Source organism: Micromonospora taraxaci, assembly GCF_007830095.1.
GTDB classification, from domain to species: Bacteria; Actinomycetota; Actinomycetes; order Mycobacteriales; family Micromonosporaceae; genus Micromonospora; species Micromonospora taraxaci.
Map to the genome: position 1 here is coordinate 4,251,022 of NZ_VIWZ01000001.1, position 17,267 is coordinate 4,268,288.

Genomic DNA, 17,267 nt, shown 5'->3' on the forward strand with positions numbered 1-17,267 from the left:
CAAGGAGTGCGTGACCTCCTTGCCTTTCTTCTTTTCCGGCCCGGACGGACGCGGTCCCCGCTCAGCTCCGCCGGTCGAGGTCGCGCAACGCCACGTCGGCGAGAGTGACCAGACCGACCTCGGACACCAACCCCCGCACGATCCGCGCCGCCCGATCACGGTCGGTTGCCTCGGCGTCCGGATCCAACGCCTGTCGGGTCCAGTCGCTGAGGTCGTCCAGCGCGCGGACCGCGAGGAACCAGGCGAGACGGGCCCTGTCGATGTCGACCGGGCCGTAGCCGTCGAGGGTGGCCGCCTGCTGTGAGGCGCTGACCGGGGCGAACGCGAGCACCCCGCCGACGACGAACATCAGGTCACACTCGGGCGGCGCGAGCACCGCGTCGTCCCAGTCGATCAACCAGACCTGCCCGTCCGCGCCGAGCAGCAGGTTTCCCAGGTGCGGGTCACCGTGGCAGACCACGTCCGGGCCGAGGCCGGCCCGCCGGTCGACGGCGAGACGTTCGACGTCCCTGATCAGAGCATCCACGCGGTCGGCCACCGCGGACCACTCCCGGGCCAGCTCGCCGGCGAGCGGTCCGGCCGGGTCGTCCGGGTCGCGCAGCCGCTCCGCCACCGCGCGGGTCGAGGCCACGATCGAGGGGTACGCCGCGCCGCCCGCCGGCAACAGTCGCCGCAACTCCTCGGTCACCGGCACCGCGTGCACGGCGGCCAGCACCTCGCCGTACGCGCGCCAGTGCGCGTCGGTCATCGGGCCGTCGAGGGCCCGCTGGTCGGAGACCCACGGCACCACCGAGAGACGACACCCGTCGTGGTCGACGGCCAGCCCACCGTCCCTGGTCCGCAGCGGCGCGGCGATCCCCGGCACCCCCTGATCGGCCAGGTACGCCGTGACGACCAGACCGGCGACGGTGCCACCGCCGCTCAGTTTGACCGCGTACCGCCCACCGTCGAGGGTTCTGGCCAACCACAGTCGGGCGTGCTGGTCCGCGCCGTGGGTCACCATCTCCATCGCGGAAATGCTCAGGCCGAAGCCTGCCCGGACCTGCTCTGCCACCCGCCGCGGGACGTCCTCGATCATGCGGTCACCATGCCACCGGCCGGCCGAGCCACCCAGCGCATTAGTCGTGCGGAGGTGTCCCGGGACGGCGTCCGGGTATGGGGAGGCAGCAGTCACCCGACGGCCGAAGGGAATCGACGTGGCGAGCATCCGCGCCCTCGTGCTCAACTGCACCCTCAAGCCGTCACCCGCGCCGTCCAGCGCCGAGCAGCTCGGCCGGGAGGTGCTCGCCGAGTTGGCCGCGCAGGGCGTGGAGGGCGAACTGATCCGGGTCGTCGACCACGACGTGCGCTTCGGGGTGTCCACCGACGAGGGCGACGGCGACGGTTGGCCGGCGATCCGCGCCAAACTGCTGGCGGCCCAGGTGCTCGTCATCGCCACGCCGATCTGGCTCGGCCAGCCATCGAGCGTCTGCAAGATGGTCCTCGAACGGCTCGACGCCGAACTCTCCGAGACCGATGACGAGGGCCGGCTCCTGACCTACGGCAAGGTGGCCGGTGTGGCCGTCGTCGGCAACGAGGACGGCGCGCACCACACGATCGGCGAGGTGCAGCAGGCACTCAACGAGGTCGGGTTCACCCTCGCGGCCGCCGCTGCTACCTACTGGGTCGGCGAGGCACTGCACACTGTGGACTACCGCGACGCCGGTCCGAAGCCGGACACCACCGGCCGCACCACAAAGGCACTGGCGCTCAACAGCGCACACCTCGCCCGACTGCTCACCGAGCAGCCGTACCCGCCGCCGGACGCCCGCAGCGCCGCGGTCGGCCCGAGTCGCGAATCGGCCTGACCGACCCCGCCCGACAGCGATACGGTCAGCGCCAGCCGTACCCGGCGCGTAGCGCCTGCCCGACCCGGTCGAACCGAGGCCGGTCCAGTACGGCGCCCTCGCGGCGGATGCTGTCCTCGCGCATGGTGAGCACCCGGTCCAACCGAACCCAGCTCGGCCGGTTGTCCCGGTCCCACTCGCCCGGCCCGAGCGCGAACCAGTGCCGCTGCCCGTCGCGCTCACTCTGACTGGACAGCATCAGCCCGAACAGCGTCCGGCTGTGCCGCCCGACGACCAGCACCGGCCGGTCCTTGCCCTGCCGGGGGTCGTCCTCGTACGGCACCCACGTCCAGACGATCTCGCCCGGGTCGGCCTGCCCGTCGCGCTCCGGGGCGTACGTCAGCTCCCGACGCTGCAACGCGCTCACCTGGCGGCGCCGGGCCACCTGGGCGGGGGCGGGCCCGCTGCGTCGGGGCGACGGGATCACCGCGCCCACCCGGGAGATGCGAGCCGCGACATTCCTCAACAGACCAGCCACGGCGGGCAGCCTACCCGCCGCCCGAGCGGGGCGGTGCGAGAGACTGGCCCGATGAACGAGGTACCCCGTGACCTGCCGATCCTGGAACGACGCGCGGTACGGGTGGTGGTCACCGACAGCTCCAACCGGGTGTTGCTGTTCCACACCCGCGACCCCGACCATCCCCGGCTGGGCACCTGGTGGGAGCTGCCGGGTGGTGGCATGGATCCCGGGGAGACCTATCGCGACACCGCCGTACGGGAGCTGCGCGAGGAGACCGGCATCGTGGTCGCCGCCGACCAGGTCGGTTCGCCGACCTGGCGTCGGCGGGCTACTTTCCTGCACCGCCAGGTGCGGCACGTGCAGGACGAGGTCGTCGTCACCGTACGGCTGGCGAGCCCCGGCCCCGACGTGGACGAGGCACACCGACTCGACTACGAGCGGGAGGACTACTTCGGCTTCCGCTGGTGGCCGCTGCACGAGGTGGTCGCCAGCACGCAACGGTTCTATCCCGGGCAGCTTCCCCGGCTGATCACCTCCTTCCTCGACGGCGAGGAGATCGACGAGCCGTTCGAGCTGTGGTCGTGAGCCGGGCTGGCGGGCAGAGTAGGGGCATGACGACCGATCTGCACGGGCCACTGTCCGCGTACGCCGCACGGCTGCACGCCACGGTCGGCGACGGGCACCACGTCGCCTCCCCGCTCGGTGCCTGGCTGCTGCTGGCGGTCTGCGCCACGACTGCCGTCGACAACGACCCGGCGGCCGAGGATCTGGCCCGCGCGCTGGGCACCGACCTGGCCGGTGCCGCCGAGGCCGCCCGCGCGCTGCTGGATTCACCGCACCCGCTGGTCAGGTCCGCCACCGCGCTCTGGCAGCGGTCGGGGCGGGGCGAGGTCGGGTCGGGCGGGTGGCGGGCCGCGCTGCCCCGGAGCACCGAGGTCGGCCTGCTGCCCGATCAGGCCGGCCTGGACGCGTGGGCGCGTGCGCACACCGACGGTCTGATCGAGACGTTTCCGTTGAAGGTCGGCCCGGATGTGGCCTTCGCCCTGGCCAGCGCGCTGGCCACCAGGGTGTCCTGGGCGACGCCGTTCGAGGTCGCCGACGCCCGCACGCTCGGCGTCGACAGCCCGTGGGCGGGTCTGCTTCGGCGAGCACTGCGCAGCCCCAGCCACGGCCACCGGTGCGCCATCGTGTCAACCACGCGGGTCGGTGACGTCATCGTGCACGCCGCCCCGGCGCAGACCGCCGACGGCGCAGGGCTGGTGGTCCTCTCGGTGGCCGCCGCGCCGCACGTGCCGTCCACCGAGGTGCTGGCCGTCGCGTACGACCTCAGTGCCGGCGCGGCCGACGGCGCGCAACCTGCCGGCGCCCGCTCGCTGTTCGACGTGCCGCTCGGCGACGCTCCGTTGTGGAAGGTACGCGAGGAGCGGGTGCGGACCCGGGCCCGCGACGGCCGCGAGGAGCGGCACCACGCCGTGCTCCCCTGCTGGTCGGCCCGCAGCCAACACGACCTGGCAGCCCCGACGCTCGGCTTCCCGGCCGCGACCGCGACGCTGGCGAAGGCGCTGGCCACGCCTGTGGAAGGCTTCGAGGCGCGGCAGTCGGCGGTGGCGCGCTTCGACAGGTACGGCTTCGAAGCGGCGGCGGTGACCGCCATGTTCGGGCGGACCAGCCTGCCCCCCGAGGGCGTCGCCCGCACCGCCGAGCTGCGCTTCGGTCACCCGTACGCGGTGGTGGCCGTCGCCACCGACACGCGGGCCGACGGTGGCACCGGTCCGTGGCACGGGCTGCCGGTCTTCTCCGCCTGGATCGGTGAGCCGGACGACCTGTCCGAGGCCGACGCCGCCGACAGGTGATCAGAAGCGCGGCCCGAGGAACAGGCCGCCGCTCGCGTCGATGACCTGGCCGGTGATCCAGCGCGCGGCGTCGGAAGCGAGGAACGCGACCACCTCGGCGACGTCGTCGGGTTCCCCCAACCGGTTCAGGGCGGTCGTCGCGGCGATGAGGTCGGCCAGGCCCGGCGCTTCGAAGGCCGGTCCGTTGGTCGCCGTGCGGGTGGCGCCGGGGGCGACTGCGTTGACGGTGATCCCCCGGACCCCGACCTGGTTGGCCAAGGTCATGCTCATCGTCTCTACCGCGCCCTTCGTCATGGCGAAGGACGTCTGCGTGGTGTTGGCCATCCTGGTCGCCACCGACGAGATCGTGATGATGCGGCCACCGTCGCGCAGCAGTGGCAACGCCCGCTGGGCGATGAAGTACGGCGCTCGCACGTTCACCGCGAAGAGGTGATCGAACTGCGCCCGCGTCGTGACGCCGAGTGGGCCGGCCGGCGCGGTGGCCGCGTTGTTGACGAGGATGTCGAGTGGACGCCCGGCCAGGCCGGTCTCCACTCCCGCGAAGAGGGTCTCGACGTCGTCGTCCACGCCCAGCTCCGCGCGCACGGCGAGCGCCGTTCCGCCGGCGCGCTCGATCTCGCCGACTGTCGCCGTCGCACCGTCCTCGTCGGTGCCGAAGTGGACGAGGACCATCGCGCCGCTCGCCGCCAGGCGGACCGCGATCGCCTGCCCGATGCCGCGCGACGCGCCGGTCACCAGAGCCGTTGTGCCGGTCAGATCGCCCACGTCAACCACCTCACGTATCAGTTAGTCGCTACCAATCTGGTAGTGACTACCACTGAGGTAGTGTCTATCACATGCCCGATCAGCAGTCGACCCTGCGCGCTCACCGCCGAGCCGAGACGCAACGCGCGATCCAGGCGCACGCGGTGCGGCTGTTTACCGAACGCGGGTATGACGGCACCACCGTGAACGACGTCGCCGAGGCCGCGGGCGTGTCCCCCATGACCGTCTATCGACACTTCCCCACGAAGGAGGACCTCGTCCTCATCGACCAGCACGCCCAACTCGTCGCCGACCGGATCGCCGCGTCACCCGCCACCCAGCCCCTGGTACGCCGCATCGGCGGCGCGCTGATCGAATCCACAACGACAGTGACGGGCGGCCACGGCGGGGGCGATCTCTCGACGAGCGGGCAGTTCCTGCTCGCCCGACTCCGGCTCATGATCTCGACGCCGGCCCTGCGGGCCAAGCACCTGGACAACAACTACGCACTCCAGCAGGCCATCGTCACCGCGCTCGGGGACGACACCACCGATCCCGACGCCGCGTTCCACGCCCACGCGGCGGCGAGCGCCTGCCTGGCCGCCATGCACACGGCACTCGTGCGGTGGGCCGAGGACGACGGACGAAGCGAGCTGCCCGACCTGATCGCGAGGGCCCTCACCGCCGCCTTCGGCGACGACGCCGTCCAGGTCCGGTCGGACGCGCGCTGAGCCGCCAGCCTCACCCGTCCGGGTGGAGAGAGGCTTCGCCGTCCTGTACCCCCTTGCGCACCTCGTCGTTCGCTGACGTCGCGTCGTACCCGATCGCACGGAGGAGGTCGCTGGCAGCGGTACGCAGCTGGGTCACCACCGCGTCGCCGAACTCGTCGACGCCCTGGGCGCGGGCACGGCCCGCCCGGTAGACGGCGTCGCGTACCGCCTGGTGGGTCCTCTCGGTCGGACGTCCGGCACGATGCTCGCGGCGCAGCAGTTCGACCGCGTCGGCGAGCCGTGCGACGCTGGCGGACAGGTCTGGGGGAATCCGCTCGCGGTACTGCAGTGCCATCGCCGATCGGCGGGCGACCCCACGGCTGTGTTCGATGACCCGTTCGACCTGCTGACTCGCCCGCGCGAACCGCTCCACGTCCTGTCGGCGCAACCACCGGGCAGGGGCCAGGCTGACCACCTCTTCGGCGCCGCTCAGCGCCTGGTGCATCCGGTCCAACGCGGGACCCATGTCGCGAAGGAGATCGAGGGCCCGAATCGCCCGCTGCTGGTCCCCCGTTGTCAGTGCGCCGGACGCCTCCCGCAGCTGACCGGCGAGCCGCTGATAGATCGGCGCCGCGTCCCGGTCGAGGATCCGCATCGGGTTCAACGGCACCAGCAACGCGACCACCACGAGACCCACCGCGCCGCCGACCATCGCCTCGACGATCCGTGGCCATTCGAGGTCGTTCTGTGCCGGGGCGAGGGTCGCGAGCAGCACCGCCGTACCGCCGGCCTGGCCGACGGCAGCACCGCTGCGCCCGAACAGCACGAGCGTTGCGAGGACGGCAAACCCGACGACGAATCCGGTCTGCCAGAACCCGGTGCCCAGAAAGCTCAACAGGAGATCGGTGGTGGCGATGCCGAGGCCGACACCGAGCAGCAGTTCGATGGTCCGGTGGGCGCGTTGGCCGAGCGCGGCGACGATCGTGCCCACCGCGGCGGAGGGGGCGAAGATCGGCGCGGGGTTGCCCAGTAGGTCGTGCCCGATCGACCAGGCCAGTGCCGCGGCCAGCCCGGCCTGCACTGAGATGACCAGGGCGGCCTCCAACTGGCTGAGCCGCAGTCGGCTCGCCCGGCCACCGCGACTGCGGATCTGCGCGACGGCCGTCTTGACGCGTTTCACCGAGCACTCGTACCACGCACCGACTGCCGATCAGTCCGGGTTCACGCTAATCGGCATGTCCGGCACCGGGAGGGCCCCCGCGAGTCGATTACAAAGGACCTGGTCGGCCGCCGTCGTCGCGCGGCAGTCGCGCCACCATCTCGCGGAACTCCCGTACGGTCATCGCCTCCCGCAGCGTCGCGAAGACCGCTCCGGTTCCGGCGCGGGCGGCGGCCGGGTCGACACCGGCCCGCTGCTCCACCCGACGCAGGAACTCGGCCGGGCCGGCGTCCGACGGCGGTGGTGGTGCAGCCCCGGCGCCGCCGTCGACCGGGGCCGGGCCGGTCAGATAACCGCCGACGTTGTTCGGAAGGTGTCCCACGAGGTCGTCGGGCGCACCACCGGTCACCCGTTCGGCCATCGTCTGGAGGACGGCGCGGGCGAGCGCGGCGGCCTGCTCGGTCGGCAGGCCGGACCGCCGGGACACCGCGTCGATGAAGTACGGAAAGCCGTCGCCGTCGGTCACGTCCGGGCGGTTACCCCCGGCCGGCGGCGACAAACTGCGCCCTCAGCGCAGCAGGTCCTCCGCCAGCAGGTGGTCGAAGATGATCTGGTCGACCGCAGAGGTGCGGTGCCGGTCGGCGTACCCCAGCCAGGCCATCTCGGCGATCTCGCTGGCCGGCTGCAACTGTCCCCGATATCCGGCTCGATAGCAGGTCATCCGTACGGTGATGCCGGCCGCGTGACTGTGCGCCTGAGCGGTGAAGGTGCCGATGTGCACCGCGCCGGGCACGTCCACCTCGACGCTCAGCTCCTCGTGGATCTCCCGGCGCAGAGTCTCCAGGTCGGTCTCGCCCGGCTCGCGCTTGCCCCCCGGCAGATACCAGACGTCCTTGTCCTGCGACCGGGTGCTCAGCACCCGTCCGTTCTCGATGAGGATCCAGGCCACCTTGTCGATCTCGCGCACGATGTTCCTTCCGGCCGGCGGACCGGGCACGCTACCACCCGCAGCCGGAGCGGACTCACTCCCTCAGCAGGTCGAGCACCAGCGCTGCGGTCCAGCTGAACGCCGGTGAACCCAGTCCGACGCCGGTGTCCGGATGGAAGTACTCGTGGCAACCGGCCCCGGCGACCAGACCGATCATCGAGTGGCGCAGCCCGGCGGCCAGCTCCGGGTGCCCGTGCGTGAGCAGCCCGCGCCGGACCAGCCAGCCGATGTTCAGCCAGCTCGGCCCCCGCCAGTAGCGCAGGGGCTCGAAGTCCGGCGCGGTGCGGTCGTAGGTGGGCAACGGCCGCTCCATGTGCCGGGCCACCCCGAAGCGCGCCGACCGGGCCTCGACCACCAGCGCGTCGACCTGTCGGGTCGGCAGGTCGGGCAGGACCAGTGGGGTCAGCCCGAGCACGGTACGGGCCCCGATCAGCCGGCCGGCGCGCAGGTCGCGGGGTTGGAACGTGCCGGTGGCCGGGTCGTAGAGCCGTCGTACCAGGGCTTCGGTGATCCGGGCCGCGCGGGCCCGGTGCGGCCCGGGGTCGTGCCCGAGCAGCGCGGCGATCTCGGCGAGCGCGTGCTCGGCGGACCCGAAGGCCGCGTTGAACAGCGGACACTCGACCAGGAACGGATGGTCGTCGGCGAGGTCCCCGTCACCGTAGCCGTGCTCGCGGTAGGCGGCGACGATCGCCAGGTAGCGCGCGTAGTCCAGGTCCGTGGGGCGGTGCGCGGCGTCGGCGTGCGCGGTGTCGTGCCGACGGTACGCGCGCATCACCGCCCCCTCGGCCGGCACCGCGGCCATCGGCGCGTCCCAGGCGGGGCTGTTGTCCAACCCGGACTCCCACGGGTGCACGATGCAGACGAGTCCGTCGCCGGCCACGTCACGCCGGTCGGCCAGGTAGCGCTGCTGGGCGACGAGGGCGGGGTAGAGCTGGCGCAGCGCGGCCAGGCCGGCCGCCCCGGGCACCCGCTGGTACGCCAGCAACGCGGCGAGCGCGTGCACAGGCGGCTGGACCAGGCCGGACGTGTCCACGGTGGGGGTGCCCTGGGCGTCGGCGCTGCGCCACATCTCCGGGCCCGGAAAGTACGCGCCGACGCGCAGCGCCGGGTTGAACACGATGTGCGGCACCCTGCCGTCGGCCCACTGGGCTCGGAACAGGCTCGCCAACTCCCGCCAGGCCCGTTCGGGGTGGACCTGGGCGAGCCCGATCGCGATGAACGCGGAGTCCCAGCTCCACTGGTGCGGGTAGAGCGTGCGAGACGGCACTGTGTGGTCGTGTTCCCAGTTGGCGTCGAGCGTGTCGACAGCGAGCCGGCGCAGCGCGGCCGGCTCGGCGGGGCCGCCGGTGCGGGTGAGGGCGGCGTGTGTCGCCCCGGCGTCGGCGGTCACGCGGCGGCCCGCCGGGGCAGCGCGTGCCGCAGCACCGTGGCGGCCTCCTGGAGGGCCCGGACCGGGTCGCCGCGCAACCGACACTCCAGTGCGAGCCAACCCCGGTAGTCCAGCTCCAGCAGGGTCCGCACCAGCGCCGGCCAGTCCAGGTGCCCCGCGCCCGGCTGGTACCGGTTGGAGTCGCTGACCTGTACGTGCCCGAGGTAGGGCGCGGCGGCGCGCAGGGCACGGTGCACGTCGTCCTCCTCGATGTTCATGTGGAACGTGTCGGCGACGACCCGGACCGAGGGCAGTGCGAGTGCGGCGCAGAGCCCGACCGCCTCATCGAGACGGTTGACCATGTGGTCCTCGTACCGGTTGAGGGGCTCCAGGAAGAGGGTGACGCCCTCGGCCTGGGCGTGCTCACCCAGCTCGCCGAGGGCGTCGAGGAGAACCTGCCGGTCGCCGGCGGGCGGGCGGGGCGGCTCGAACGGCGGTAGCCGCCGGGAGAACATCCCCCAGGATGCCGGGGTCATCACCCCGACACCGCCCAGCTCGGCGATCACCGAGAGCTGCGAGCGCAGGTTGCGGACAGCGTCGGCGGAACGGTCGCTGTCGAAGTCGCCGATGAAGTGGTCCATCTCGACGCAGACGGTGGGCATCACCACCCCGGCGGCGCGGGCCCGACGCAGCTCCGGCAGACGGCGGGCGAACGCGAGGTCGCCACGTCCGCGTAGTTCGATGCCCTGGTAGCCGAGGGCGGTCGCGAGGGCGTACTTCTGGATCAGGTTGGTGCCCGGCAGGAGTTGTTCCTGGCAGGCCAGCGCGATGGTGGTCATCTAGAACCTCAGCACCACTTGGAGGACGTCACCGGCGCCGCGGTCGAGCAGCGCGAGGGCGTCGGCGACGGCGCTGGCGTCGACGATGTGGCTGACCAGCGGCAACGGATCGACGCTGCGGTCGGCCACCAGGTCCATGAAGGTCTGCGCGACCCGGTCCCCGGTCCACCGCCCGGCCATGCTCGGCGCGGGGGTGGGCCCGGAGACCTGAGCGGCCACCAACTGGATGCGGTTGTGGTGGAACTCCTCGCCGAGGCCGAGCGCGTCGGCCTGGCCCTGGTAGAAACCGGCGGCGACGACCCGTCCGGCGTGTGCGGTGGATCGGATCGCCTCGTGCAACGCCGAGTACGCGCCGGACAACTCCAGGCAGACGTCCGCGCCCCGGCCGTCGGTGGCCCGGCGCAGCGCGGCGGCGGCGGACTCGGCGCGGGCGTCCACCGTGGAAGCGGCACCGTATCGGGCGGCGTGTTCCAGCCGGTCGGGCACCGGGTCGACGGCCACCACCCGGGCCCCGGAGAGCACCGCGAGTCGGGTGGCGAGCAGGCCGATGACGCCCTGCCCGAAGACACCTACCCAGTCGCCGAGGTGCAGGTCGCCGGCGAGCACGGCGGTCAGGGCGATGGCGCCGGGCCGGGCGAAGACCGCAGCGAGCGGGTCCAGCCCGGCGGGGAGCGGACGGACCGCCTCGGCGGCGAGCACGGCCTCGGCCCGGTGCCCCCAGATGCCCCAGACCAGTTGCCCCGGGTGCCGGTCGGTGACCTCCGGCGCCACCTCGACGATCTCGCCGACCTCCTCGTAGCCGAAGCCGATCAGCGGGTAGGGCACCGGTGTCTGTCGGGGAACGAACATCCGGGCCGCGTCGTCCCAGTCCTTGCTGAGCCGGGGATTGCTGCCCCGGTAGAGGGTCAGCTCGGTGCCGGCGGAAATGCCCGAGTAGCAGGTGCGCACACGAACCTGGCCGGGGCCGAGCGGATCCGGTGGGCAGGGCTCGAGGCTGATCCGTCGAGGCCCGGCGAGAGAGACCACCCAGTTGCCCATGTGTCACATCCCGGTAGCACTGGGCTCCAGGATAGCAAAAAATCGCCATATGTCTTGTCATTGATCAATCGAAGGCGTTGAATCCGTCATGTACCCTTCGAGAGGAGTGCCACCGATGTCTGCACCTCCGAGGCGGATACTCGCCACCACAGTGATCCTGGCACTGACCACGTCCACCCTGCTGGCCTGCGGAGACGACGGATCCGACAGCAACAGCAAAAAGATCACCGTCTGGAGCCTGGAGGACGTCGCCGACCGCGTCACCGCCACCAAGGCGATCATCGCGGACTTCACCGCCAAGACCGGGATCCAGGTCGACCTCGTGACCGTCAACGAGGACCAGTTCCCCTCGCTGATCGCCGCAAACGCCGCCGCCGGTGACCTGCCCGACGTGGTCGGGTCGGTCTCCCTCGCCGGCATCCGTACGCTCGCCGGCAACGAGCTGCTGCACGCCTCGGCGAACGCGGAGGTCGTCGACAAGCTGGGCCGGCAGACGTTCTCGCCCCGGGCGCTGGAGCTCACCTCCGACGACGGCACACAGCTCTCCGTGCCCAGCGATGGGTGGGGGCAGCTGCTCGTCTACCGCAAGGACCTGTTCGCCGCCGCCAACCTGCCCGCCCCGGACACGTACGAGCGGATCACCGCCGCAGCGGCGGCGCTGAACACCGGCGGCGTCGCCGGGATCACCGCGGCGACCGCGCCCAGCGACGTGTTCACCCAGCAGACGTTCGAGCACCTGGCGCTGGCCAACGGCTGTCAGCTCACCGACAACTCGGGAAAGATCACCCTGGATTCGCCCCAGTGCGTCGAGGCGTTCCGCTTCTACGGCGACCTCATCCGCACCAGCTCGGTGAAGGGCGCACAGGACGTGGACACCACCCGGGCCACCTACTTCGCCGGCAAGGCGGCCATGGTGATCTGGTCGCCGTTCATCCTCGACGAGCTGGCCGGGCTGCGCAACGACGCCAAGCCGACCTGCCCACAGTGCCAGACCGACCCCGGTTTCCTCGCGAAGAACAGCGGGTTCGTCACCGCGATCAAAGGCCCGAACGGCACCGAGCCGGCCCAGTACGGAGAGATCAGCTCCTGGGCCGTGCTGGACGGCGCGGTGACCGACCCGGCGAAGTCCTTCGTGGAGTACATGCTCGACGACGGCTACCCGCGCTGGTTCGGCATGTCCCCCGAGGGCCGCTTCCCGGTCCGCAAGGGCACCCCCGCCGAGCCGGAGGCGTTCCTGACGGCCTGGAACACCAGCCAGGCCGGCGTGGACGCGAAGAAGCCCCTCGCCGACGTGTACGGCGACGAGGTGCTGGCCACGCTGCGCCGCAGCCCGGACACCTTCGGCCGGTGGGGGCTCAGCCAGGGGCAGGGCAAGCTGGTCGGCGCCATGCTCGGGGAGTTGCCCGTGCCCAAGGTGCTGGGCGACCTCGTCTCCGGCAAGTCCGACGCGGCAGCCGCCGCCAACCGCGCCAAGAAGGACGTGGACGCGATCAAGGCCGGCGTCAATTGACCACGACCGCGCCCGGCCCCGGCCGCTCCCCCACCCGGGAGCGGCCGGGGCGGGCCCGCCGCAGACCGATGACCCTGCGCCGCCGCGAGTCCCGTGCCGGGCTCGGGCTGGTCGCACCGACTTTGCTCGTCACGATCGCCGTGATCGGCATCCCGATCGTGTGGACAGTGGTGCTCGCCTTCCAGCGGGTCCGGCTCGCCACGCTGCGCAAGACCGGCCTGTTCGGCGAGTTCACCATGGACAACATCGACCGAGTGCTGCACACCCCCGGGTTCGCCGACACGCTCTGGATCACAGTGGTCTACAGCATCGGCGGCACCGTGGGGTCGATAGTGCTCGGCCTGGTCGCCGCGCTGGTGGTCCGTCGGCCGTTCCGGGGCCGCACCCTGGTGCGGGCGTCCATGCTGCTGCCGTACGTGGCGCCGGTGGTCGCGGTGACCTTCGTCTGGCAGGTGATGCTCGACCCGCAGCTCGGCATCGTCAACGCGTGGGGTCAGCGGCTGCTCGGCTGGGACGCTCCGGTGCCGTTCCTGTCCCAGGAGTCGACAGCGCTGACCACCGTGATCGTGTTCGAGGCGTGGCGGTACTTCCCGTTCGCCTTCCTGTTCCTGCTGGCCCGGCTCCAGGCGGTGTCCGGTGAGTTGGAGGAGGCCGCCCGCGTCGACGGGGCCACCCCCACCCAGCGGTTCCGGCACATCCTGCTGCCCCAACTGCTGCCGGTGATCGCCCTGCTGGGCGTCCTGCGCTTCATCATGACGTTCAACAAGTTCGACGACGTCTACCTGCTCACCGGCGGCGCGGCAGGCACCGAGGTGGTCAGCGTGCGGGTGTACGAGTTCCTCACCGCCCGTACCGACATCGGCGCGGCGGCCGCGCAGGCGGTCGTGCTGGCCGTGGTCCTCATCGTGTTCGTGCTGATCTACCTGCGCTTCTTCGGACGGAGGGTGAGCTGATGGACCGGGACGTCATCGAGACGGTGAGCCTGCGCTGGCTGCGCCGCCTGGTGATCGCCGCGTTCCTGGTGGTCACCGTCTTCCCCTTCTACTACATGCTGGTGCTCTCGGTGCGGCCCATCGAGCGTCTGCTGCTCGACCCGGGCGCGCTGGTGGTCGGCTTCGGTGAGCTGACCGTGGCCACGTACGCCGAGGTCCTCAAGGCCACCGACGACGGCGGCCAGGGATTCCTGACCTTCATCCGCAACAGCGGGCTGGTCGCGGTCGCGGCGACCGTGCTCACCCTGCTGGTGGCGATCCCCGGCGCGTACGCGGTGGCCCGGCTGCGGTTCTTCGGCCGGCGGCAGGTCGACTTCCTGTTCCTCGCTGTCTACCTGTTCCCGTCGATCGTCATCGCGATCCCTCTATTCGTGGTCTTCACCCAGGCCGGGCTGCGCGGCTCGCTGTTCGGTCTGGTGCTTGTCTACATCTCGCAGACGTTGCCGGTGTCCGTCTACATGTTGAAGAACTACTTCGAGACGATCCCGGTCAGTCTGGAGGAGTCCGCCGCCATCGACGGCGCCGGTCGGCTGGGCATCATCCGGCGGGTCAGCCTGCCCCTCGCCGCACCGTCGATCATGGCGGTCGCCCTGTACGACTTCATGATCGCCTGGAACGAGTTCCTCTTCGCCCTGCTGTTCCTGGTCGACAAGCCCAACCGGTGGACGGTGTCGCTGGGGTTGTCCCTGCTCGCCGACGGGGTGGAGGTCCCCAAGACGGTGCTGATGGCCGGGTCGGTAGTGCTCACCCTGCCCATCGTGATCCTCTTCTTCGCCAGCGAGCGACTCCTCACCGAGGGGCTGACCAGCGGCGCGGAGAAGGGATGATCGGGTCCCCCGCCGCTCCCCCACCGGCCCGGTTACGGTGGCCACATGGCCAACCCGACCCGCTGGGCGACCGACACCGGCCCCGAGCACTCACAGTGGTACATCGACCGGTTCCGCAAGCTGGCCGCCGAGGGAGCGGACCTGGCCGGCGAGGCCCGCCTGGTCGACACCCTGGTGGAGCCCGGCTCCCGAATCCTCGACGCCGGCAGCGGCACCGGCCGGGTCGGTGCCGCGCTGGCGCAGCGTGGGCACACGGTGGTGGGGGTCGACGCCGACCCGGCGCTGGTGGCGGCGGCCCGCGCCGACTATCCGGGCCCGACGTGGCTGGTCGCCGACCTCGCCGAGCTGGATCTGCCCGCGCTGGGTGAGACGGAGCCGTTCGACGCGGCGGTGCTGGCCGGCAACGTCCTCGCCTTCGTCGCCGTCGGCACCGAACCGGAGGTGCTGCGCCGCGTCGCCGGCCACCTGCGGCCGGACGGGGTGCTGACCGTGGGCTTCGGCACCGAACGGGGCTACCCGCTGACCGCGTTCGACGCCGACGCGGTGGCCGCCGGGCTGCGCGTGGAGCACCGCTTCGCGACCTGGGACCTGCGCCCGTGGCGCGACGACGCCCCGTTCGCGGTCACCATCCTGCGCCGTCCGGCCGACTGACGGCCTCAGTCTCCGGCGGCGACGGCCCGGGCGGCGGCCGGGTCCAGGGTCGCGCCGGCCGGCACCAGGCTGACCAGACCGGCCGGCAACCGCAACGGACGGACACCGCCGTAGCCGAGCATCGGCAGCACTTCACGGTCGGCCAGCACGTACCGCCGGCCCAGGTCGGTGACCACCGAGACCGCGCCGCCGGTCGCGCCGGGCGCCGCGGCGGCCTCGACGACCGCGCCGCGACCCGGCTCGACCAGCACATGGTCGGCCAGCACCGCGTCACCGGCCGGCGCGGTCCGTGGAGAAGCCGCCAGGTCCCGCAGCGGTACGCCCCACCGCACCTCACCCACCCCGCCGTCGTCGGCGACGCGGGTGCAGAGCGCCCCGTCGCCGCCGGCCGCCAGCCGGGGCGGGGTCGGCGGCGGGGCGTCCTGGCCGGTCGGCGCGAGGTCGGGCACCGTCGGCAGCGCGGCGAACTGGCCCAGGGTCAGCGGCACCGGCGCGCCCTGCCCGGTGCGGGCCAGTAACAACCCCGCCTGCAACTCGGTGATGCCGGCCAGCCCGGCGTCGAGGGCCACCGCGTACTGCCGGCCGCCACCGGAGTTGCTCACCAGGTAGACAGTGCCGATGGCGGTGCCCGGCACGCGGGTGGCGGGCCGGCCCAGGTCCGGCAGGTCGAGCGGGGCGAGGTCGGTGCCGGCCGGCAGCGAGTTGAGCAGGGCGGGCGCCACCGGCACGGCCTGCGCCCGGGTGGTGGCGAGCGCCGCCAGGACCCTGCTGGCATCGCGGACCAGGTAGCGCCGCTGGTGCCAGACGAGGTGCAGACCGCCGTCGGGGTGGCGCAGCAGCAGTGCCTCGTCCCCCAACTGTCGGCCGCCGTCGGGCTCGGTGCCGATCAGCAGCACGGAGCGGGGCGCCTCGCCGGCCGGGACGGTCGAGCAGACCGTCCACGCCGCGGTGGCCAGCCGGCCGGGGGCGGGCAGTGAGTCGGGTGCGTCGGCGATGCCCAGCGGCAGACCACGCGGCACGCCGTCGATGGTGCGTCGGGAGACGAGGACGGTCTTCGACCGGTCCGCGCCGACGATGAGCAGCGCGGAGGCGTAGTTGAGCACCGGGTGCAGCTTCTGCTCGCGGTAGACGAACCGGGCGCCGGACTCCTTCTCCACGATCACCGCGCCCGGGTCGCGCCAGCCCTTGCCGCCGCCAGCGAACAGGCCGTAGAGCGCGAAACCGCCCAGCAGGATCGCCGCGACCAGGACGCTGGCCAGACCGGCGCCGGCCAGCCGCCGAAACGGAGACTGCGCGGGGTCGGTCTCCCGCATGACCAGGGCGGCGACCGCCCGTTGGACGCTGAACTGGTAGGAGTGCAGCTGGTCCTGCCGCGACGGCATGAGGTCCCTTCCGGTGGATCGGCCGGGCACAGGATATGCGTTGCGTCGATGTCCTGCGGACCCTGCGTGGCCGCCCGTCGCAGGGCAACCGGTACCATCCGTGGACGAATCCGGCGGCGAGAGGGCACCCGTGGGCGCGCGTTTCGAGGAGCTGGCCTGGCGGGAGACCCCGATCGGCGCGATCAGCCTGCGCCGACGCCGGGACCCGGCACTGCAGGTCGAGGTGTACGAGGTCAAGCTCGACGACGAATACCTGATGTCCAGCCTCTTCCCCGTCGCGGAGATCGAGCTGGCCCGGTTGGGTCTCGCCGAGGTGGCCGGTGAGTCGGTCGACGTGGTGGTCGGCGGTCTCGGCCTGGGATACACCGCCTGCGCGGCGCTGGGTGACCCCCGGGTGCGGTCGCTGCTGGTGGTGGAGGCGATCGAGGACGTGATCGACTGGCACCGGCGAGGGCTGCTGCCGTTCGCGGCGGGGCTCGCCGAGGACCCGCGGACCCGGTTCGTGCAGGCCGACTTCTTCGCGGCGGTCGCCGGTGACGTCGGCTTCGACACCGAGGTGCCCGGGCGGCGGTTCGACGCGGTCCTGCTCGACGTCGACCACTCCCCGCGCAACGTCCTGCACCCCAGCCACGCCGCGTTCTACCCGCCGGCCGGCCTGCGCCGCCTGGCCGCGCTGCTGCGCCCGGAGGGGGTCTTCGCGCTCTGGTCGGACGACCCGCCGGACGCCGAGTTCACCGACGCGCTCAGCGAGGTGTTCGCGAGCGTACGGGCGCACGTCGTGCCGTTCGCCAACCCGCTGACCGGCGGGGAGTCTGCCAACACCGTCTACGTGGCGCGTACCGGCCCCTGACCTCCTCAG

At 72.3% G+C, this 17,267-nt stretch carries 19 protein-coding genes; 9 read left to right on the forward strand and 10 right to left on the reverse strand.

What is annotated here, in order from left to right:
• Positions 1-61: 61 nt before the first annotated feature.
• Positions 62-1,078 (reverse strand): phosphotransferase enzyme family protein, encoded by a 1,017-nt coding sequence (locus tag FHU34_RS19715; protein ID WP_167524847.1) that lies wholly within the window; start codon positions 1,076-1,078, stop codon positions 62-64.
• A gap of 118 nt (positions 1,079-1,196) precedes the next feature.
• Here FHU34_RS19715 and FHU34_RS19720 point away from each other — a divergent pair, with 118 nt between their 5' ends.
• The gene (locus tag FHU34_RS19720) at positions 1,197-1,847 is read left to right on the forward strand and encodes a flavodoxin family protein (protein WP_145782748.1); all 651 of its coding nucleotides are present in this window, start codon (positions 1,197-1,199) and stop codon (positions 1,845-1,847) included.
• A gap of 25 nt (positions 1,848-1,872) precedes the next feature.
• On the opposite strand, the gene FHU34_RS19725 is transcribed toward FHU34_RS19720, so the two are convergent.
• Complete coding sequence (locus tag FHU34_RS19725; protein WP_088989909.1) at positions 1,873-2,364, reverse strand: type II toxin-antitoxin system PemK/MazF family toxin; 492 nt, start codon at positions 2,362-2,364, stop codon at positions 1,873-1,875.
• Positions 2,365-2,415: 51 nt separating this feature from the next.
• On the opposite strand from FHU34_RS19725, the gene FHU34_RS19730 reads away from it, so the two are divergent.
• Together FHU34_RS19730 and FHU34_RS19735 are read left to right on the forward strand one after the other, a co-directional pair.
• Positions 2,416-2,931, forward strand: coding sequence for an NUDIX hydrolase (locus FHU34_RS19730; protein WP_145782750.1), 516 nt, complete (start codon positions 2,416-2,418; stop codon positions 2,929-2,931).
• Positions 2,932-2,957: 26 nt separating this feature from the next.
• Entirely contained in the window at positions 2,958-4,199 is a 1,242-nt protein-coding gene (locus tag FHU34_RS19735) for a hypothetical protein (RefSeq protein ID WP_145782752.1), read from the forward strand.
• On the opposite strand, the gene FHU34_RS19740 is transcribed toward FHU34_RS19735, so the two are convergent.
• Positions 4,200-4,964, reverse strand: coding sequence for an SDR family NAD(P)-dependent oxidoreductase (locus tag FHU34_RS19740; protein ID WP_145782754.1), 765 nt, complete (start codon positions 4,962-4,964; stop codon positions 4,200-4,202).
• Between the two features lie 71 nt (positions 4,965-5,035).
• On the opposite strand from FHU34_RS19740, the gene FHU34_RS19745 reads away from it, so the two are divergent.
• Positions 5,036-5,674: a TetR/AcrR family transcriptional regulator gene (locus tag FHU34_RS19745; protein WP_145782756.1), complete on the forward strand. Its 639-nt coding sequence runs from the start codon at positions 5,036-5,038 to the stop codon at positions 5,672-5,674.
• Between the two features lie 10 nt (positions 5,675-5,684).
• Here FHU34_RS19745 and FHU34_RS19750 read toward each other — a convergent pair whose 3' ends face one another.
• The 6 genes from FHU34_RS19750 to FHU34_RS19775 all read right to left on the reverse strand — a co-directional run bounded on the left by FHU34_RS19750 (position 5,685) and on the right by FHU34_RS19775 (position 11,046).
• Positions 5,685-6,833 carry an FUSC family protein gene (locus tag FHU34_RS19750; RefSeq protein ID WP_244311742.1) on the reverse strand — a complete coding sequence of 383 codons (1,149 nt, stop codon included), beginning with the start codon at positions 6,831-6,833 and terminating at the stop codon, positions 5,685-5,687.
• A gap of 88 nt (positions 6,834-6,921) precedes the next feature.
• On the reverse strand, positions 6,922-7,338 hold the full coding sequence (locus FHU34_RS19755; RefSeq protein ID WP_145782758.1) for a DUF2267 domain-containing protein: 417 nt from the start codon (positions 7,336-7,338) through the stop codon (positions 6,922-6,924).
• Between the two features lie 42 nt (positions 7,339-7,380).
• Positions 7,381-7,779, reverse strand: a complete 399-nt coding sequence (locus FHU34_RS19760) for an NUDIX hydrolase (RefSeq protein ID WP_145782759.1) — start codon at positions 7,777-7,779, stop codon at positions 7,381-7,383.
• A gap of 55 nt (positions 7,780-7,834) precedes the next feature.
• Positions 7,835-9,190: an MGH1-like glycoside hydrolase domain-containing protein gene (locus tag FHU34_RS19765; protein WP_425280539.1), complete on the reverse strand. Its 1,356-nt coding sequence runs from the start codon at positions 9,188-9,190 to the stop codon at positions 7,835-7,837.
• Positions 9,187-10,008 carry a sugar phosphate isomerase/epimerase family protein gene (locus tag FHU34_RS19770; RefSeq protein ID WP_145782761.1) on the reverse strand — a complete coding sequence of 274 codons (822 nt, stop codon included), beginning with the start codon at positions 10,006-10,008 and terminating at the stop codon, positions 9,187-9,189. Before FHU34_RS19770 ends, FHU34_RS19765 begins: the two co-directional genes overlap by 4 nt.
• The gene (locus tag FHU34_RS19775; protein WP_145782763.1) at positions 10,009-11,046 is read right to left on the reverse strand and encodes a zinc-binding dehydrogenase; all 1,038 of its coding nucleotides are present in this window, start codon (positions 11,044-11,046) and stop codon (positions 10,009-10,011) included.
• Positions 11,047-11,161: 115 nt separating this feature from the next.
• On the opposite strand from FHU34_RS19775, the gene FHU34_RS19780 reads away from it, so the two are divergent.
• From FHU34_RS19780 to FHU34_RS19795, 4 genes are read left to right on the forward strand one after another with little or no spacing between them, the layout of a single operon-like run.
• Positions 11,162-12,556, forward strand: a complete 1,395-nt coding sequence (locus tag FHU34_RS19780) for an ABC transporter substrate-binding protein (RefSeq protein WP_145782765.1) — start codon at positions 11,162-11,164, stop codon at positions 12,554-12,556.
• Positions 12,553-13,509: a carbohydrate ABC transporter permease gene (locus FHU34_RS19785; protein WP_145782767.1), complete on the forward strand. Its 957-nt coding sequence runs from the start codon at positions 12,553-12,555 to the stop codon at positions 13,507-13,509. The genes FHU34_RS19780 and FHU34_RS19785 overlap by 4 nt, the downstream gene beginning before the upstream one ends.
• Positions 13,509-14,375 (forward strand): carbohydrate ABC transporter permease, encoded by an 867-nt coding sequence (locus FHU34_RS19790; RefSeq protein WP_145782769.1) that lies wholly within the window; start codon positions 13,509-13,511, stop codon positions 14,373-14,375. Before FHU34_RS19785 ends, FHU34_RS19790 begins: the two co-directional genes overlap by 1 nt.
• A 45-nt stretch (positions 14,376-14,420) precedes the next feature.
• The gene (locus FHU34_RS19795; protein WP_145782771.1) at positions 14,421-15,026 is read left to right on the forward strand and encodes a class I SAM-dependent methyltransferase; all 606 of its coding nucleotides are present in this window, start codon (positions 14,421-14,423) and stop codon (positions 15,024-15,026) included.
• 5 nt (positions 15,027-15,031) lie between these two features.
• Here the strand turns inward: FHU34_RS19795 and eccB are convergent, their stop codons facing one another.
• Complete coding sequence (gene eccB, locus FHU34_RS19800; RefSeq protein ID WP_145782772.1) at positions 15,032-16,408, reverse strand: type VII secretion protein EccB; 1,377 nt, start codon at positions 16,406-16,408, stop codon at positions 15,032-15,034.
• Between the two features lie 130 nt (positions 16,409-16,538).
• On the opposite strand from eccB, the gene FHU34_RS19805 reads away from it, so the two are divergent.
• Complete coding sequence (locus FHU34_RS19805; protein ID WP_145782775.1) at positions 16,539-17,258, forward strand: polyamine aminopropyltransferase; 720 nt, start codon at positions 16,539-16,541, stop codon at positions 17,256-17,258.
• Positions 17,259-17,267: the final 9 nt, after the last annotated feature.